The organism is Streptomyces triticisoli, assembly GCF_003270085.1.
Classification (GTDB): domain Bacteria; phylum Actinomycetota; class Actinomycetes; order Streptomycetales; family Streptomycetaceae; genus Streptomyces; species Streptomyces triticisoli.
In genome coordinates this window covers 1-16,502 of the sequence record NZ_QFDQ01000120.1, presented here as the reverse complement: position 1 = coordinate 16,502, position 16,502 = coordinate 1, and the positions used below count along the sequence as shown (strand labels likewise).

The 16,502-nt window shown below is 70.3% G+C and carries 11 protein-coding genes and 3 pseudogenes; 7 read left to right on the top strand and 7 right to left on the bottom strand.

The genetic code is table 11. The features are described from left to right. A pseudogene (locus tag DEP02_RS34820) lies at window positions 1–339 on the bottom strand (hypothetical protein); the annotation flags it as partial. A 351-nt stretch (window positions 340–690) separates the two neighbouring features. Here DEP02_RS34820 and DEP02_RS18205 point away from each other — a divergent pair. The 3 genes from DEP02_RS18205 (at window position 691) to DEP02_RS18195 (ending at window position 4,818) form a co-directional block, all read left to right on the top strand. Beyond that, window positions 691–1,635, top strand: coding sequence for an SCO0930 family lipoprotein (locus DEP02_RS18205; RefSeq protein WP_112468678.1), 945 nt, complete (start codon window positions 691–693; stop codon window positions 1,633–1,635). Window positions 1,636–1,867: 232 nt separating this feature from the next. Next, a complete protein-coding gene (locus tag DEP02_RS18200) occupies window positions 1,868–2,680 on the top strand; it encodes an SAM-dependent methyltransferase (RefSeq protein ID WP_112468676.1) in 813 nt (270 codons plus the stop codon). Continuing rightward, window positions 2,677–4,818: a putative bifunctional diguanylate cyclase/phosphodiesterase gene (locus DEP02_RS18195; RefSeq protein ID WP_112468674.1), complete on the top strand. Its 2,142-nt coding sequence runs from the start codon at window positions 2,677–2,679 to the stop codon at window positions 4,816–4,818. Before DEP02_RS18200 ends, DEP02_RS18195 begins: the two co-directional genes overlap by 4 nt. 197 nt (window positions 4,819–5,015) lie before the next feature. On the opposite strand, the gene DEP02_RS18190 is transcribed toward DEP02_RS18195, so the two are convergent. Continuing rightward, a complete protein-coding gene (locus DEP02_RS18190; RefSeq protein WP_112468672.1) occupies window positions 5,016–5,903 on the bottom strand; it encodes a LysR family transcriptional regulator in 888 nt (295 codons plus the stop codon). Between the two features lie 94 nt (window positions 5,904–5,997). Between DEP02_RS18190 and DEP02_RS18185 the strand changes: the two genes are divergently transcribed. From DEP02_RS18185 to DEP02_RS18175, 3 genes are read left to right on the top strand one after another with little or no spacing between them, the layout of a single operon-like run. Beyond that, window positions 5,998–6,702: a succinate dehydrogenase gene (locus DEP02_RS18185; protein ID WP_112468670.1), complete on the top strand. Its 705-nt coding sequence runs from the start codon at window positions 5,998–6,000 to the stop codon at window positions 6,700–6,702. 1 nt (window position 6,703) lies between these two features. After that, the gene (locus DEP02_RS18180) at window positions 6,704–8,659 is read left to right on the top strand and encodes a fumarate reductase/succinate dehydrogenase flavoprotein subunit (protein WP_112468668.1); all 1,956 of its coding nucleotides are present in this window, start codon (window positions 6,704–6,706) and stop codon (window positions 8,657–8,659) included. Further along, entirely contained in the window at window positions 8,656–9,405 is a 750-nt protein-coding gene (locus DEP02_RS18175) for a succinate dehydrogenase/fumarate reductase iron-sulfur subunit (RefSeq protein WP_112468666.1), read from the top strand. Before DEP02_RS18180 ends, DEP02_RS18175 begins: the two co-directional genes overlap by 4 nt. 214 nt (window positions 9,406–9,619) lie before the next feature. On the opposite strand, the gene DEP02_RS18170 is transcribed toward DEP02_RS18175, so the two are convergent. Both DEP02_RS18170 and DEP02_RS18165 read right to left on the bottom strand, forming a co-directional pair. Next, complete coding sequence (locus DEP02_RS18170) at window positions 9,620–11,350, bottom strand: NlpC/P60 family protein (protein WP_112468664.1); 1,731 nt, start codon at window positions 11,348–11,350, stop codon at window positions 9,620–9,622. 137 nt (window positions 11,351–11,487) lie between these two features. Further along, complete coding sequence (locus tag DEP02_RS18165) at window positions 11,488–13,473, bottom strand: N-6 DNA methylase (RefSeq protein ID WP_112468662.1); 1,986 nt, start codon at window positions 13,471–13,473, stop codon at window positions 11,488–11,490. A gap of 334 nt (window positions 13,474–13,807) precedes the next feature. On the opposite strand from DEP02_RS18165, the pseudogene DEP02_RS35695 reads away from it, so the two are divergent. Then, a pseudogene (locus tag DEP02_RS35695) lies at window positions 13,808–14,320 on the top strand (type IIL restriction-modification enzyme MmeI); the annotation flags it as partial. Window positions 14,321–14,343: 23 nt separating this feature from the next. Here DEP02_RS35695 and DEP02_RS18160 read toward each other — a convergent pair. The 3 genes and pseudogenes from DEP02_RS18160 to DEP02_RS18150 all read right to left on the bottom strand — a co-directional run. Continuing rightward, a pseudogene (locus DEP02_RS18160) lies at window positions 14,344–14,763 on the bottom strand (transposase family protein); the annotation flags it as partial. Window positions 14,764–14,767: 4 nt separating this feature from the next. Continuing rightward, window positions 14,768–15,892, bottom strand: a complete 1,125-nt coding sequence (locus tag DEP02_RS18155; RefSeq protein WP_112468660.1) for an IS110 family RNA-guided transposase — start codon at window positions 15,890–15,892, stop codon at window positions 14,768–14,770. Window positions 15,893–16,128: 236 nt separating this feature from the next. Beyond that, on the bottom strand, window positions 16,129–16,502 hold a 374-nt coding region (locus tag DEP02_RS18150), incomplete at its 5' end, for a group II intron maturase-specific domain-containing protein (RefSeq protein WP_332871982.1).

Below are 16,502 nucleotides of genomic sequence, written 5' to 3'. Positions count from 1 at the left end.
GGGGGCGCGGGCCGGGGCTGCGGGGCCGCGGGGGCCGGGAGCGGGGGCGATGGAGGCTCGGGTGCCGGGGTGGGCCTCGGCTTCGGTGGTGCCGGCCGGGGAGCGGGCTCCGGCGGGGGAGGCTCGGACGTGGGAGTCGGTGTCGGCGTGGGGCTCGGCGTCGGTGTCGGCGTGGGGCTCGGGGTGGGCGGGGGAGGCGGTGCCGGCTGCTGGCAGGGCGGCGGCAGCGAGGGCCAGGAGCCGCCGCCGGCCGCCGACACCGCCACTGTCCCGTCCGGTCCCGTGGAGACGTACGCGCAGGCGTCGGCCGCGGCCGGGACAGCCGGCCAGCCCACGCACGCCCAGGCCAGGACCGCCGGCGCCAACACCCGCAGCGCCAGGGCGAATCGGGTCGGTTCGGGTCGATGCACTCCATGCACGAGCGAGATCATGGGCTCTGGCGGGCCGGGGCACGCCACGGTGCCCGTGGATTGCCCCGAAGGTGGGGAACGGCAGGTCGGAGGGTTTGATCAGCCGGTCGGCGCGCCGCCGTGGACGGGTACGCGTGTACGGGCCGGCCGGAACGCGTCACAGGTCCCGGAAAGAAATCCGCGCCGCCGTTGAACACAACCGGCGTCCCCGTGCGTACCCAGTGTCGTGCGACGGCGCAGCAGGGCGCTGCGACACCCTTGGGATTATGGGGAGTTGACGATGAACACCTCCTGGCGGAGGGCCTCACTCGTGGCGGCTGCCGCGGCTGTGCTGGCGCTGACGACGGCGTGCGGTCAGGAAACCCCTTCGGTGGGCAGCCAGAGCGTGGGTGCGACGGCCCCGGTCGGCGGCCTCGACAACTCCGGCACGGGTGCCGGGGCCGGCGCCGGCAACGGTTACGGAGCCGACGGCCAGCAGGACTCCGCGGGCGCGTCGAAGCCCGCCGGACAGCTCGCGGTCTCCGCCAACGCGGAGCTGGGCAAGGTGGTGACGGACAGTGCCGGGATGACCCTGTACCGCTTTGACGCGGACACGGCCGAGCCCCCCAAGTCCAACTGCGACGGCGACTGCGCCACGGCCTGGCCGCCCGTTCCCGCCGACGACGCCACCGCCGGCGCCGGCATCGACAAGACCCTGCTCGGCGAGGTCACCCGCTCCGACGGCACCAAGCAGCTGACGATCGGCGGCTGGCCCGCGTACCGCTACGCCAAGGACACCCAGGCCGGTGAGACCAGCGGCCAGGGCGTGAACAGCAAGTGGTTCGCCCTGGCGCCCGACGGCAAGAAGGCCTCGCTGGCGAGCCTGCCGGGTCTGTCGGTGAAGAAGACCGAGCTGGGCGACATCATCGTCGACAAGAACGGCATGACGGTCTACCGCTTCACCAAGGACCAGGCGTGGCCGAAGTCGGTGTCCGCCTGCACCGGTTCCTGCCTGGAGAAGTGGCCGGCCGTGGCGCCCGTCGCCGAGAACGACGTCAAGGGCATCGTGAAGAAGGGCCTGATGCCCTTCACCCGGCCGGACGGCGTCAAGCAGATGTCCATCGGCTGCTGGCCCATCTACACCTTCTCCGGGGACAAGAAGCCCGGGGACACCAACGGTCAGGGCGTCGGCGGCACCTGGTTCGCCGTCTCGCCCGAAGGCAAGCCGGTCGGCGCGCCGGAGTAGACCGCTCTCTCAGATCAGGGCAGACCGGCCGCCCCCTCCGCGCCGCACGGAGGGGGCGGTCCGCCGTGTGCGCACATCGGGACGATTCGTCGTGACGCGGACGCGGAGGGTGGGCCGCAGCCGCAGGTGGTGACCGGGAACGGATGGTCAATTTCCGTTTCCGCTCGCCCTGTTGGCGGGCGATCAGTAGCCTTCGGCTCGAACACCGGATCGCCTACTCTTGGAGAGACAGATGGAGCGTCCCGCTTGGGCCCCACGGAGTATCGACATCTCGGTGCCGAGCGTCGCTCGTATCTACGACTACTATCTGGGCGGTTCGCACAACTTCGAGGTGGACCGGGAAGCGGCCCGCAAGGCCATGGAGTTCATGCCGGGACTGCCCAGGATCATGCAGGCGAACCGGGCCTTCATGCGCCGCGCCGTGGAATTCGCCCTGGACGAGGGCATCACCCAGTTCCTCGACGTCGGCTCCGGCATCCCCACCTTCGGCAACGTGCACGAGATCGCCCAGGCCGCCCGCCCCGGCGCCCGCGTGGTGTACGTCGACCACGACCCGGTGGCCGTCGCCCACAGCCAGGCGGTCCTCGAGGGCAACGAGGACGCGGACGTGGTCGCGGCCGATCTGCGCAAGCCCCGGGAAATCCTCGAAAGCCCCCCGGTGCGACGGCTGATCGACCTGAACCGGCCAGTCGCGCTGCTTCTCGTTGCCATACTGCACTTCGTGGAAGACACGGACGACCCCTACCAGGCGGTGGCCCAGCTGCGCGACGCGCTCGCGCCCGGCAGCCTGCTCATCCTCACGCACGCCTCGCACGAGGGAATCCCGCTCCCCGAGGAGCGCAGCGAGTCCGTGGCCGACGTCTACAAGGACATCCGCAACCCGCTGATCATGCGCTCGCGTGACCGGATCGCGCGGTTCTTCGAGGGGTACGACATGGTGGAACCCGGGCTGGTGCCGATGGCGTCCTGGCGGTCTCGTACGGCACCGGAGGACGAGGACCCGTACGCCTTCTCCGGTTTCGCCGGCGTGGGGCGTACGGCGTGAGCGCGGAACCGGACGGGCCGGAGGGCAGACTGCGCCGGCTGACGACGATCTGGAGCCGGGCGGTCTTCCCGGTGACCTCCACCTCGCTGACCCGCCCGGAGTTCGAGGAACGGCTCCTGCCGCTCGCCCGCCGCCTGAGCCGGGCACTGCTGGCCAGGGTCTTCGACGCCGCGGAGGGCGAGGCGGTCGGCGCCGCGCTGGTCGACGCGCACTGCACCGCGCCCGAGGCGCTCAGCCGCTCCTTGGACTGCCTCGACGCCTACCTCGTGCTCTACTGCGGACAGGGCGGCGACCAGGAGGACCTGAGGGCCCGCTGCTCCCGGCTGCAGCACGCGATGGCGGCCGGATTCGCGCGGGCGCTGCGCGAGCGGACACTGGCCGAGCAGGAGGCGATCGCCCAGGCCGCGCTGCGCGCCCAGGGCGTGGTCGCGCAGGCCCTGCACACCAGCGAGGCACGCTTCCGCGCGGTGTTCGAAGGCGCGGCGATAGGCATCGGCATCGCCGACCTGGAGGGCAACGTCCTGCAGGTCAACGGCGCGCTGCTGCGCATGTTCGGCGGCTCCGAGCAGGGCCTGCGCAGCCGCAACGTACAGGACTGGACACACACCGAGGACGCGCCGCAGGTGTGGCGGCTGTACGAGGAGCTGGTGCGCGGCGAGCGCGAGCACTACCACGTGGAGAAGGCCTTCCACCGGCCCGACGGAACGGTCCTGTGGACCAACCTGACCGTCTCCCTCCTCCGGGACGCCGACGGCAACCCCCAGTACCAGCTCGCCCTGATGGAGGACACCACCGAGCGGCGGCTGCTCAACCTCCGCCTGCGCTACGAGGCCACGCACGACGCGCTGACCGGCCTGCCCAACCGCACGCTGTTCTTCGAGCGGCTGGAGAAGGCGCTGAACGCGGGCGAGGGTCGGCGCTTCGGCCTGTGCTACCTCGACCTGGACGGCTTCAAGACCATCAACGACAGCCTCGGGCACGCGGTCGGCGACCGGCTGCTCGTCGAGGTCGCCGACCGGCTGCAGGCGTGCGCGACCGCGCCCGGCGAGATGGTCGCCCGGCTCGGCGGCGACGAGTTCGTCGCGCTGACCACCGGGACCGACACCCGGCACGAGGTCGACGAGCTCGCCGCCCGCATCATGAACGCGCTGGTCGCGCCCATCCGCATCGACGGCCGTGAACTGACCGTGCGCGGCAGCATCGGCGTAGTCGAGGGCCCGGTGGGGGAACGCAGCGCCGCGGAGGTGCTGCGCAGCGCGGACATCACCATGTACCGGGCCAAGTCGGCCGGCGGCAACCGCTTCGAGCTCGCCGACCCCGAGGCCGACGCCCGCGCCATCACCCGGCACGGGCTGACCACGGCGCTGCCGACCGCCCTGGACCGGGGCGAGTTCTTCATCGAGTACCAGCCGCTGGTGCACCTCGGCGACGGCAGGGTACGGGGCGCCGAGGCGCTGGTGCGCTGGCTGCACCCGCAGCACGGCATCATCGGCCCCGACCGGTTCATCCCGCTCGCCGAGCACACCGGGCTGATCGTCCCGCTGGGCCGCTGGGTCATGGAGCAGTCGGTACGCCAGGCCCGCGAGTGGCGGGAGCTGTACGACGCCGAATCCGCGGGCCCCCTGCGCATCAACGTCAACCTCTCGCCCTGCCAGCTCCACCACCCCGGTCTCGTCCAGGACACCGTCGAGATCCTGGAACGCGCGGGCGTGCAGCCGGACGCCCTCTGCCTGGAGGTCACCGAGTCAGCGCTGATCGGCGCGGACGACGACCTGCTCAAACCCCTGCGCCGGCTCGCCGAGATGGGCGTCGACATCGCCCTGGACGACTTCGGCACCGGCTACTCCAACCTGGCCAACCTGCGCCGGCTGCCGGTGAGCATCCTCAAGCTGGACCGTTCCTTCACCCAGAGCATGCAGCGGTTCCCGGCCGACCCCGTCGACCTCAAGATCGTCGAGGGCATCGTGGCCCTGGCCCACAGCCTGGACCTGGCGGTCACGGTGGAGGGCGTGGAGACGGGCGCCCAGGCCGAACAACTCCGCGTCCTGGGCTGCGACACGGCCCAGGGCTGGTACTACGCCCGCCCGGGCCCCCCGGAACGCCTCCACGAACTGGCGCTGGCGGACGCGACGGGCTGACCGGGGGTGTCCGGCGGGGTTCTGCCCCGGACCCCGAAGGGGTCCTGGGGGCGCGGGGCTGTTTCGATATGCGGCTCCGCCGCGGGGGCGCGATCAACCACGATGCACCCGCACCTGAACACGCTCCCCCGGAGGTCTGGGGGCAGAGCCCCCGGGGACGGGGCGGGTAGGGGCGGCGGGGGCGAAAAAACCACCCCTCACCGCTCCACCAGCATCCGCTGCAGCTCCCGCGCCGCCCGGGGCGGAGCCACATCACTGCGGTGAGCCAGCGCGATCGTCCGGTGCAGCCCCGGCCGGTCCAGCGGCGTGACCCGCAGCCCGTGACCGGCGCGGGTCGCCACCATGCGCGGCACGACGGCGACCCCCAGCCCCGCCCGCACGAACCCCAGCACCGCGTCCATCTCACCGCCCTCGACCGCGAAGTCCGGCTCGAACCCCTCCGCACGGCACGCGGCGACCGTCAGCTCCCGCAGGTCGTACCCGTGCCGGAACATCACCAGACGCTCGCCCTCCAGGTCCGCGATGCGGACCGTCCGCCGTCCTGGACCGCCGGGCACGGGCGCTTCCGGTGACGAGACCACCACCAGGTCCTCACGCAGCAACTCCACCGTGGTCAGCGCGGGGGAGGGGGTGGGCAGAGGAAGCACCACCAGGGCGAGATCGAGGGCGCCGCGCGCCAGCTCCCGCACCAGGTCGTGCGAGCCGTTCTCCTCGATCAGCAGCCGGATGCCGGGATACCGGTCGTGGAAGGCCCGCAGGACATCCGGCAGCAGACCCGTGCACAGACTGGGGGTGGCCCCCAGCCGCACCCGCCCCCGCCGCAGCTGCACCAGCTCCTGCACCTCGTGCCGCGCCGTGTCCGCGTCCGCGAGGATCCGCCGCGCCAGTGGCAGCAGCGCCTCACCCGCGTCGGTGAGCGTGATGTTGCCCCGGGCCCGCAGGAACAGATCCGCGCCCAGCTCCCGCTCCAGCGCCTTGATCTGCTGCGACAGCGACGGCTGTGCGACATGGACCAGCTCTGCGGCCCGGGTGAAGTGCCGGGTCTCGGCGACCGCCACGAAGTACTGAAGCTGCTGGAACTGCACGCCCCCAGCATAGCCCTCGATAGAAAATCCCTATCGAAACGAGCCGTACCATGTCTTGGACCGATAGGGTCCAAAGGCCCTACCGTGCGGAGACATGGCACTGGCAACGCGGACGGACCGACGGCCGTCCAGGGCACGCACCGTGTGGGGCTCGACCGTCGGCAAGAAGACCGTGATGGCGGTCAGCGGTCTGATCATGCTGCTGTACCTGGTCGTCCACATGATCGGAAACCTGAAGATCTTCTTCGGGGCCGGCGAGTTCAACCACTACGCCCACTGGCTGCGCACCCTCGGCGAACCGTTCCTGCACTACGAGTGGGCGCTCTGGCTCGTCCGGATCGTCCTCGTGATCGCGGTCGTCGCCCACGCCGTCTCCGCGTACCAGCTCAGCCGCCGCGACATCAAGGCACGCCCGACCAAGTACGTGCACTCGAAGCCGAGGGCGAGCTACGCGACCCGCACCATGCGCTGGGGCGGGATCATCCTCGGCCTGTTCATCGTCTGGCACATCCTCGACCTGACCACCGGCACCGTGCACTCCGGCTTCCAGCCGGGCCACCCGTACCAGAACATCGTGGCCACCTTCTCCACCTGGTACGGCAACGTGATCTACATCGTCGCCATGCTGGCGCTCGGCCTGCACATCCGGCACGGCTTCTGGAGCGCCGCCCAGACCCTCGGCGTCGGCAGCCGGGCCCGCGACCGCGCCCTGAAGACCGTCGCCAACGTCCTCGCAGTGCTGCTCACGGCCGGCTTCATCGCCGTCCCGGTGGGCGTCATGACCGGAGTGGTGAGCTGACATGACCTCCTACGTCGAGTACGCGACCGGTGACCCGGTCGTCGACACCAAGGCCCCGTCCGGCCCGATCAACGAGCGCTGGGACAAGCGCCGTTTCGAGGCCAAGCTGGTCAACCCGGCCAACCGGCGCAAGCACACGGTGATCGTGGTCGGCACCGGCCTCGCCGGCGGCGCGGCCGGCGCCACCCTGGCCGAACAGGGCTACCACGTCGTCCAGTTCTGCTACTCGGACTCCCCGCGCCGCGCCCACTCCATCGCCGCCCAGGGCGGCATCAACGCGGCGAAGAACTACCGCAACGACGGCGACTCCGTCCACCGCCTGTTCTACGACACCGTCAAGGGCGGCGACTTCCGCGCCCGCGAGTCCAACGTGCACCGCCTGGCGCAGATCTCGGTGGAGATCATCGACCAGTGCGTGGCCCAGGGCGTCCCCTTCGCCCGCGAGTACGGCGGCCTGCTCGACACCCGCTCCTTCGGCGGCGTCCAGGTCTCCCGCACCTTCTACGCCCGCGGCCAGACGGGCCAGCAACTCCTGCTCGGCGCCTACCAGGCGCTGTCCCGGCAGATCGCCGCCGGCAACGTCGAGATGCACCCGCGCACCGAGATGCTGGACCTGATCGTCGTGGACGGCCGGGCCCGCGGCATCGTGGCGCGCGACCTGATCACCGGCAAGGTCGACACGTACTTCGCCGACGCCGTCGTCCTCGCCTCCGGCGGCTACGGCAACGTCTTCTACCTGTCGACCAACGCCATGAACTCCAACGCGACCGCCATCTGGCGGGCGCACCGGCGCGGCGCGTACTTCGCCAACCCCTGCTTCACCCAGATCCACCCCACCTGCATCCCGCGCACCGGCGACCACCAGTCCAAGCTCACCCTGATGAGCGAGTCGCTGCGCAACGACGGCCGAATCTGGGTGCCCAAGGCCAAGGGTGACAACCGCCCGCCGAACGAGATCCCCGACGACGAGCGCGACTACTACCTGGAGCGCATCTACCCGTCCTTCGGCAACCTCGTCCCGCGTGACATCGCCTCCCGCGCCGCGAAGAACGTCTGCGACGAGGGCCGCGGCGTCGGCCCCGGCGGCCAGGGCGTCTACCTGGACTTCGCGGACGCGATCCGGCGGATGGGCAGGAAGGCCGTCGAGGCCAAGTACGGCAACCTCTTCGACATGTACCGGCAGATCACCGACGAGGATCCGTACGAGGTGCCGATGCGGATCTACCCCGCCGTGCACTACACGATGGGCGGCCTGTGGGTCGACTACGACCTGCAGACCACGATCCCCGGCCTGTTCGCGATCGGCGAGGCCAACTTCTCCGACCACGGCGCCAACCGCCTCGGCGCCTCCGCGCTGATGCAGGGCCTCGCGGACGGCTACTTCGTCCTCCCGGCCACCATCAACGACTACCTGGCCCGCAACCCGCACAAGTCCGACGACGACGTCACCGACGAGCACCCGGTCGTACAGGAGGTCCTCGCCGAGACCGAGGACCGGCTCAACCTGCTCCTCGCCGTCGACGGCGACCGCACCCCCGACTCCTTCCACCGCGAACTCGGTGAGCTGATGTGGGAGTTCTGCGGCATGGCCCGCACCGACGCCGGCCTGCGCAAGGCCCTGGAGCGCATCCCCGAGATCCGCGAGGAGTTCTGGCGGCGCATCAAGGTCCCCGGCACCGGCGAGGAGCTCAACCAGTCCCTGGAGAAGGCCAACCGCATCGTCGACTACCTGGAGCTCGCCGAGCTCATGTGCCTCGACGCCCTGCACCGCAGCGAGTCCTGCGGCGGCCACTTCCGCGAGGAGTCCCAGAGCCCCGACGGCGAAGCGGCCCGCAAGGACGACGAGTTCACCTACGCGGCGGCCTGGGAGTTCACGGGCACGGGGGAGGCCCCCACCCTGCACAAGGAAGACCTGGTCTTCGAGTACGTCCACCCCACTCAGCGGAGCTACGCATGAAGCTCACCCTGCGCGTCTGGCGGCAGAAGAACGCCGACGCCGACGGCGCCATGTCCACCTACGAGGTGGACGGCATCTCACCCGACATGTCCTTCCTGGAGATGCTGGACGTCCTCAACGAACAGCTCATCCTCTCCGGCGAGGACCCCGTCGCCTTCGACCACGACTGCCGCGAGGGCATCTGCGGCGCGTGCAGCCTGGTCATCAACGGCGACGCGCACGGCCCCGAGCGCACCACCACCTGCCAGCTGCACATGCGGTCCTTCAAGGACGGCGACACGATCGACATCGAACCGTGGCGCGCGTCGGCCTTCCCGGTGGTGAAGGACCTGGTGGTCGACCGCTCGGCCTTCGACCGCATCATCCAGGCCGGCGGCTACATCACCGCCCCCACCGGCGCCGCGCCCGAGGCCCACGCCACGCCCGTACCGAAGCCGGACGCCGACTTCGCCTTCGAGCACGCCGAGTGCATCGGCTGCGGCGCCTGCGTGGCCGCCTGCCCCAACGGCGCGGCGATGCTCTTCACCTCCGCCAAGATCAACCACCTCAACGTCCTGCCGCAGGGCGCCCCCGAGCGCGAGACCCGCGTCCTGGACATGGTGGCCCAGATGGACGAGGAGGGCTTCGGCGGCTGCACCCTGGCCGGCGAGTGCGCCACCGCCTGCCCCAAGGGCATCCCCCTGATGTCGATCACCAGCATGAACAAGGAGTGGCTGCGCGCGACCCGCAAGGCCCCCAAGCGGTAAGCGCTCCGCTGGAAGCACGGTGACGAACCCGCGGACCGGTGGGGCCGGCCGCGCAGCTCCCCGCGCCCCTTACGGGGCGCGGTGCCGCACCGGACCTCACCAAGGCTGCCCAGCCGGCCACGCGCAGCTCACAGGACGTTCGCCGAGGCGGCGGACGGGCGGGGCCGGGAGTGGTGCTCATCCCCGGCCCCGCCTCGTACTTCCCGGCACTGCTTCAGATACGGCGCACCGTGTGCAGGGACTCGGCGTAGAGGCCCGTGCCGTCGAGCAGCGAGGAGCCGCCCATGTCGGACATGGTGGGACCGTTGATCGTCTTGCGGCTGGACAGGAAGCGGCGCTTGCCGGCCGCGTCCCGCCCGAGGTAGATCCCGACGTGGTCGACCGTGCTGGTCTGCTGGTCCCCGTCGTCCCCGGAGTCAGCGTTGAACAGGACGAGATCGCCGGGCTGGAGCAGGTTCGCGGCCGGCGGGCGGGTGCCGTCGGTCCGGTCGATGAGCACACCGGGCGTGTAGTCGGCCATGTCACGGGACTGGCGCGGTATCCGATCCCCGGACGTGTCCGCCTTCGCGGCCATGGGCACGCCCATGTGGTAGCCGTAGACCATGCGCGTGTAGCCGGAGCAGTCGAGGTTCCCGGCATCCCTGCTCGACGCACCGGTGTAGGTGCCGTCGGGGAAGGTCCAGCTGATGTTCATGTACTCGTGGAAGTCGGCGCCCACCATGCGGTACCCCTGTGAGTTCAGGTAGCCGTAACCCGACTCGCCCAGCACCTGCTTGCCCTTCGCCGGTCCGTCCCCGGCGGTGACCGCGGGCGCGCCCGGAAGGAACATCGCCGCGTACGCGAGCGCGTCCGGCACGGTGGAGCCGGCCCAGCCGCGGACCGTCTGCTCCAGCTCGGGCGTCCAGGCGCCGTCGAAGGGCTCCGGCAGCACCCGCACCCAGTCGCCGTGGGTGACACTCGGCGGGGTGTGCCAGTTGGCGGCGCTCACCTCGAAGCGGCTCACGTGCAGGGTGACTGGCAAGTTCGTGCAGCCGCCGTTGGCCAGGGCGCGCAGGCCCACCCGGCCCTTGCCGAAGGCCGAGTCGTTGACGTCGAACGCCCACGCGGACGGCTCGGCGGCGTCGGAACGCCACGCCTTGGCCCTGATGCGGGAGCCCTCGCGGCGCACCCGGATCGTCCAGTCCGTGTTCGCCGGGCTGCTCGTCGTCAGCGTGAGGGCCGAGGCCAGCTGGGTGACGACGTCGCCGACCTCCTTCTCGACACGGAACTGGACCGCACCGCTGGTCGTGAAGGACAGCCGGGCACGGTAGTTGTTGTGGCTGTCCTGGTAACCGAAGGTCAGCCCGTACGAACAGGCGTCGCCGGTGGGCACCTTGTCGAACCGGGCCACGGACCGCACGTCGACGTCCGTGATCTCGTCGTCCCGCAGGTTGGCGTGCCGGCTGACACCCGAGGTGGTGAGGGTGATCAGACCGGTGCCCGGCACGACCGAGTAACTGGCGGGACTGGAGGGAAGCGTGTTCCAGCTGCCGCCGCCCGGCGAACTCCCCCAGCCGGTCAGCGTGCGCTGGAAGTCGTCCACGAAGGGCCGCTTGTTCTCGGTGAACGTTCTTCGCGGACCCGGCAGGAGGACGGTCCGGGCACCGTGGGTCAGCAGCGCGACCCGTCTGCCACCCGAGGTGACCTCGGTGCGGGCCGGGGTCCCGGACAGCACGGAGGTGGTGAGCGGGGAGGTCAGCGTCACCGGCGTGAAGTAGGAGGCGTCCAGTGGAGGCAGAGTCACCGAAGAGCGGGCCGAGGACAGGCCGGCCGGTGCCGGAAGGGGGTCGACGGAGGCGGGGGTTGCATCGGCGTGAGCCGGGCCTGCGGCCAGGCCGGCGAGCGGGACGGAAGCGGCAGAGACGGCGAAGGCGGCGAGCAGGCCGCGACGCGAAGTATGGATCATGGAATCCATGATCCATCCCACGTCGCGTCCGGACACACCGAACCGGCCAATTCGCCGTGCGCGACGGACACTCGGCACTCGGCACGGGGCGCGGGGGAGCAAGCGGCAAACCCCGCGATTCCGCGCGAGCGCTCCTGTCAGTCGCCCAGCCCGCCCGCGGCGAGCCTGTCGCTCACGTCGTTCACCAGCCGGCGTCCCAGGTCCTCGGCGCGCGCGAGAAGGTCCTCGAAGTCCGTGAGGCGGCGGAAGGCCGCGGCGTAGGCCGCCTGTTCCTCCAGGGGGAGGGGCAGTACCTGAAGGCGCCGGATGTCCACCCGGGAGGAGCTGGAGGCGTGGGTGTCGGCCTGGCGTCCGTTGGCGGGGGCACGCAGGCAGCCGGCCAGGAAGTGGGCGTCCAGTTTCTCCGGGTCCACCCGCAGCGCGTAGAGCTGCGTGCCCAGTGCCGTCGGCGGCCCCTGGTGCACCCAGGCACTGAAGGCCCGGATCACTCCGGCGACCACCACGGCGCCCTCCTCGGCCACGGCATGGGCCGTCCCCTCGGGGACACGCCCGCCGGGGACACCGTCCTGGAGCAGGTCGGACACGGTGAGCAGAGGCAGTCCGGCCGCACCGGGCGAGGGGACGCCGTCCGAAGGCTGCTGCCCGGCGAGCAGGGTGAGGGCGCCCGCCTTGACGAGGTTCCCGACCGTCGCCGTGGTCTGCGGTGTCCGGGGCCGCAGATCCAGTCCCGCCAAGTACTGTGCGCAGCCGGTGAGATCGGCCAGTTGTGTCGTCAGCTCCCGCCAGGACGCCGCGAGTTCCGCACGGGAGGGCTCTGCGCCGGATACGGCGTAGCGGCCCGGGGTGACGTCGACCTCGTCGTCCAGGAGGTCGAGCAGAGGAACCCGGACGGCGCCCTCCGGCGGATTCCGGTCCGGCCGGTCGAGGACTTCCAGGGCGATGCGGACGAAGGACCCGAGGGCGTCCCAGTCGGGGCCGGGCTCGCGCGCTCCGGGCCTGGCGAACCGGGTGGCGTCCACCAGGAGGGCGTCCTGCGCGGGAGGAGCCGCCGACGGGCCGTCCGCCGTGGCGCGCAGGGCCCACAACTGGAGCGAGACGCTGTGCGGTTGGGCGCTCCCGGGCGGCAGCGCCACGACCGCCCGCAGCACACCGGTGCGCAGCAGGGAGCCCCGGATGCGGCGGCCCGCCTTGCGGGAGGCGACGGCGGGCGGCAGGACGACGACCGCCGCCCCGCCGGGCCTGAGGTGGGAGAGCAGGTGCTGCACCCAGGCCAGTTCCGGCTCGGTGCGCGGCGGCAGCCCGTGGGTCCAGCGCTGGTCCGTCGCCAGCTCCTCGTAGCCCCAGTCGCGCTCGTTGAACGGCGGATTGCACAGGGCCATGTCGGCCGGTGTCCCGGCGAAGCAGTCCTTACGCAGCGCGTCGGCCGTGACGACCTCCGTGCGGACATCACGGTCGTCCGCGATGAAGCCGAGGCGGGCGGCGGCCAACGCGGCGAGCGCAGGGTCCCGTTCGCAGGCGAGCACCGTCAGACCGGACCCGCCGTACTCGCGGGCGACCGCCGCGGGCAGGTGCCCGGTGCCGCAGGCCGGGTCCAGGACCGTCAGTCCGTCCGCGTCCTCGCCGAGCCGGACGGCGAGAGCGGCCTGCGCCATCAGCGCGGCGAGCTGCGGCGGCGTGGTGCTGAGCTGCCGTACATGCGTCTCCAGCCACCGCTGCAGCAGAAACTCGAACGTCTCGCGAGGACCCTCCCTGCGCCCCAGTTTGGCCGCCTCGGCCACCAACTCACGGGCCTGGGCCGACAGTTCCGGGTGGGCGACCCGGGCCCGGGAGGAACGCATCCGGCGGGCCGCCTCGGCCACGGCCAGCCCCGACTCGTCCCTGCTGCTCAGCGCCTCGAAACGCGGCCACAGAAGTTCACGGCCGCCGACGTCCCCGAGCCTGCCGTTGTCGCGCAGCCACTGCTCGACCTCGGCCAGCGAGAACTGCGGACTGACGTCAGTACCGCCGATACGGGTGGGGAACGAGTCGTGACGGCGTCGCCAGTTGCTCACCGCGGCGCGGCCGACACCGGCGATCCGGGCGATCTCGGCCAGGGTGACGGGTACGGCGTCGGTGGTACTCATCGAGGGACTCTCCGGGGTGTGGGGCCGCCGTGCTGGGCGGCGCCCCAAAGGCGACTCCCGAGAGGTTGGACTAGACCAACTTGTTGCCGCGGGCATTACCATTCGCCGGGCAATTAAGAGTAAGCCATGGCCATCTAAATCAGCGGTTCTCGAGCACTGTGCAGTGTGGGCCAGTGTGACATCAGTGGCGACTAACGCCACTCGTGTTTTGGGAGATTCTTTCGTTCCTTATGGGATTTCCACGTCACTGAGTCCGGCGACCAGGGAAGCATTATGGGTGGAGCCGCTGAATATTAATGGCGAAGTATCTTTTATTGGCTCCTACGTGCTTGGTATGGGGTTCGCGCTGGGCGTAGATGCCGCACGGAAGTGGATCTCCGAGGATGCGCGATACGCCGACGTGCTGTTTCCATACCCAAACGGAAAGGAGTTGAACGGCGATCCCGCGCATTCGACTCAGCGTTGGGTGATCACTTTCCTTGACTGGCCAGAGAGTGAGGCAAGAAAATATCCTCGTGCGTACGAGCAAGTCTTGCGTGACGTGCGGCCTGAGCGTGCCTTGAATAATCGCGAATCTCGCCGCCGGCGATGGTGGCTCTTTGCGGAATGGGCGCCTGGGTTTTATAAAGCCCTAGTTGGGTTGGACCAGTGCATCGCTATTACCAGACACACGCATACGGTCATGCCTGTGAGTGTCACAACTGAGCAGGTATTCTCCGATGCGCTGTGTGTAATTACTGATGGCGATCCCGGAGTTCTTGCTGCCCTGAGTAGTGCACCTCACTACTGGTGGGCCATTGATCGGGGCTCGACAATGAAGGGCGACCTGCGCTACACCCCGACAGACGTATTCGAGACCTTGAGCCGTTTTCAACCTTCGTTTGAGCAGGTCAGGTGGAGGGTGAGGACGGCTTGGACGAGGCTGGTGATGCGGGTGGTGGAGCACCGCAGCTTGCGCAGGAGCCGCCAGGTCTTGAGGGTGGCCATGGCCTGTTCGCCGAGGGCACGGATCTTCGCGTGGGCGCGGTTGACTTCCCGCTGACCTGCGGACAGCTTCTCCCACCGGCCGCGGTAGGGCAGCCGGACCGTGCCGCCGGCGCCTTGGTACCCCTTGTCCGCCCAGCAGCGGATGCCGGCCTCGGCCAGGACGTCGATGATGCCGTGTTCGCGGGCCGCGCGGATGTCATGGACGGCGCCGGGCAGCGCGGGCGAGGCCCACAGGAGTCTGCCTGCCGGGTCGGCGAGGACCTGCACGTTCATGCCGTGTTTCTTGTGCTTGATGCCCCTATGTTTGTCAAGCAGCGGTCGTGAGGGCTGATGGGTCGTCAGGCCGCTGGTGGCACGTGATCATGTCGGCGCGTATCAGGGCGTAGACCTCGCGGGCCACGTAGCGCTTCAAGCAGCGCATTACCTCGCGCTTTCCTCGTCCCTCGGCGGTGCGTCGCTCCAGGTAAGCGCGGGTGCGCCCGTCCTGGCGCATGCGGGTGACCACGATGCGGTGCAACGCGGCGTTGGCCTGCCGGTCCCCGCCCCGGTTGAGCCGACGGCGCTGGGTCTTTCCCGAGGACTTCTCGACCGGGCTGGCGCCGCACAGTGCGGCAAAGGATGCCTCGCTGCTCAGCCGCTCAGGGTTGTCTCCGGCGGCTATCAGCAGGGCCGCGGCGCTGTCCGGTCCGATCCCGAACCGCTCCAGCAGGCTGGGTGCGCTGGCCCGCACCGCTGCGGTGATTCGCCGCGCGAGCTCGGTGACCTCCTGCCGAAGCCGCAAAACGCGTTGCGCGAGCAGTCGGAGCGTGAAGACTGCCGTCTCGGCTGCCGGGTTGCCCCCACAGGGGTCGACCAGCTCCGCGCAACGGCGGGCCAGTATCCAGGTCGAGAGCGGCTCCAGTGTCTCGCGCAGGGCGGACGGAGCGTTGACCAGCACGGCCTTGAGCTGGTTGAGCGCCTGGGTGCGGGCCTTGACCGCGGAGTTCTTCGCCAATCGGAGCATGCGCAGCACTTCCACCTGCCCGTCGCCGCTCTTCGGCACCGCCCGCGCGGTGCCCGACAACGCGGCCCGAGCGGCTGACTCGGCATCGACGGCATCGGTCTTGCCCCGGCGACGCCGGGCGGATCGGTCGGGCTGATTGACCTCCACCACCGGCACCCGCTGGGTCGCGAGGTAGCGGGCGAGACCAGCGCCGTAGGAGCCGGTGCACTCCACCCCGGCCCGCAGCACGGTTCCGAACGTGCACGCCCAGTCAAGGAGCTGGCGGTAGCCGGCCGCAGTAGCCGGGAACTCCCCGGTGCCCAGCAGCCCGCCCACATGGTCAAGTACGGCGCCGACGTGCACGTCCTTGTGGGTGTCGACGCCGAGCACCACCGAACGCGGCGCAGCGACGGCCTCGGCGGCTTGGACGGTGCGGAAGGCAGCGGGCATGCTGAGGGTGGTCACGGTGCTCCTGTTCGACGACGCAGTGCCGATGGCCAGCGCCGGTCGGTGGAGCGGTCAGGACTGTGACGGTGCCTTCTAGGCCAAGGCCCCTATCGGGACACGCTCCGCCGGCCCGGTGCCGGTACGCGCCGCTCCGACCGGGCCGACAGATCAAACACAAGGCACAAGCAGCCAGCCAGAGTACGAGTCAAGCCACGGCCGGAACGGCGCGACCATCATGCTCACAGCCGGAGTAGAAGGGCCGGTCGGCGGCGATCCGGTCGATCGGCAGGATGCTTACGGCGAAGCCATCCAAATACCTGCTTCCAGGTGTAGGCCCGGAGGTAGTTGAAAGTCGCCTTCGACGAACCATGCTTGAAGTAGGCGGTCCAGCCCCGCAGCACCCGGTTGAGCTGGTGCAGCAGGGCATCGAGCGGCAGGTTCACGTCCTGCCAGCACAACTTCTTCACCTTGGCCATGATGGAGCGAAGCGCCTTCTTGGCCGGATAGAGGTAGACGAAGTGTTTACTGGTGCCTCGCTTCCGATGACGTTGGATACGCCAGCCGAGAAAGTCGAGACCGTCCTCGATATGGGTGATCAGCGTCTTCTCCCTCG

Bases quoted from the DNA above. Each gene is read 5' to 3' on its own strand.
- DEP02_RS18180 (WP_112468668.1), top strand. From the start codon at position 6,704: ATGACCTCCTACGTCGAGTACGCGACCGGTGACCCGGTCGTCGACACC.
- DEP02_RS18175 (WP_112468666.1), top strand. From the start codon at position 8,656: ATGAAGCTCACCCTGCGCGTCTGGCGGCAGAAGAACGCCGACGCCGAC.
- DEP02_RS18185 (WP_112468670.1), top strand. From the start codon at position 5,998: ATGGCACTGGCAACGCGGACGGACCGACGGCCGTCCAGGGCACGCACC.
- DEP02_RS18205 (WP_112468678.1), top strand. From the start codon at position 691: ATGAACACCTCCTGGCGGAGGGCCTCACTCGTGGCGGCTGCCGCGGCT.
- DEP02_RS18200 (WP_112468676.1), top strand. From the start codon at position 1,868: ATGGAGCGTCCCGCTTGGGCCCCACGGAGTATCGACATCTCGGTGCCG.
- DEP02_RS18155 (WP_112468660.1), bottom strand. From the start codon at position 15,892: ATGCCCGCTGCCTTCCGCACCGTCCAAGCCGCCGAGGCCGTCGCTGCG.
- DEP02_RS18170 (WP_112468664.1), bottom strand. From the start codon at position 11,350: ATGATCCATACTTCGCGTCGCGGCCTGCTCGCCGCCTTCGCCGTCTCT.
- DEP02_RS18165 (WP_112468662.1), bottom strand. From the start codon at position 13,473: ATGAGTACCACCGACGCCGTACCCGTCACCCTGGCCGAGATCGCCCGG.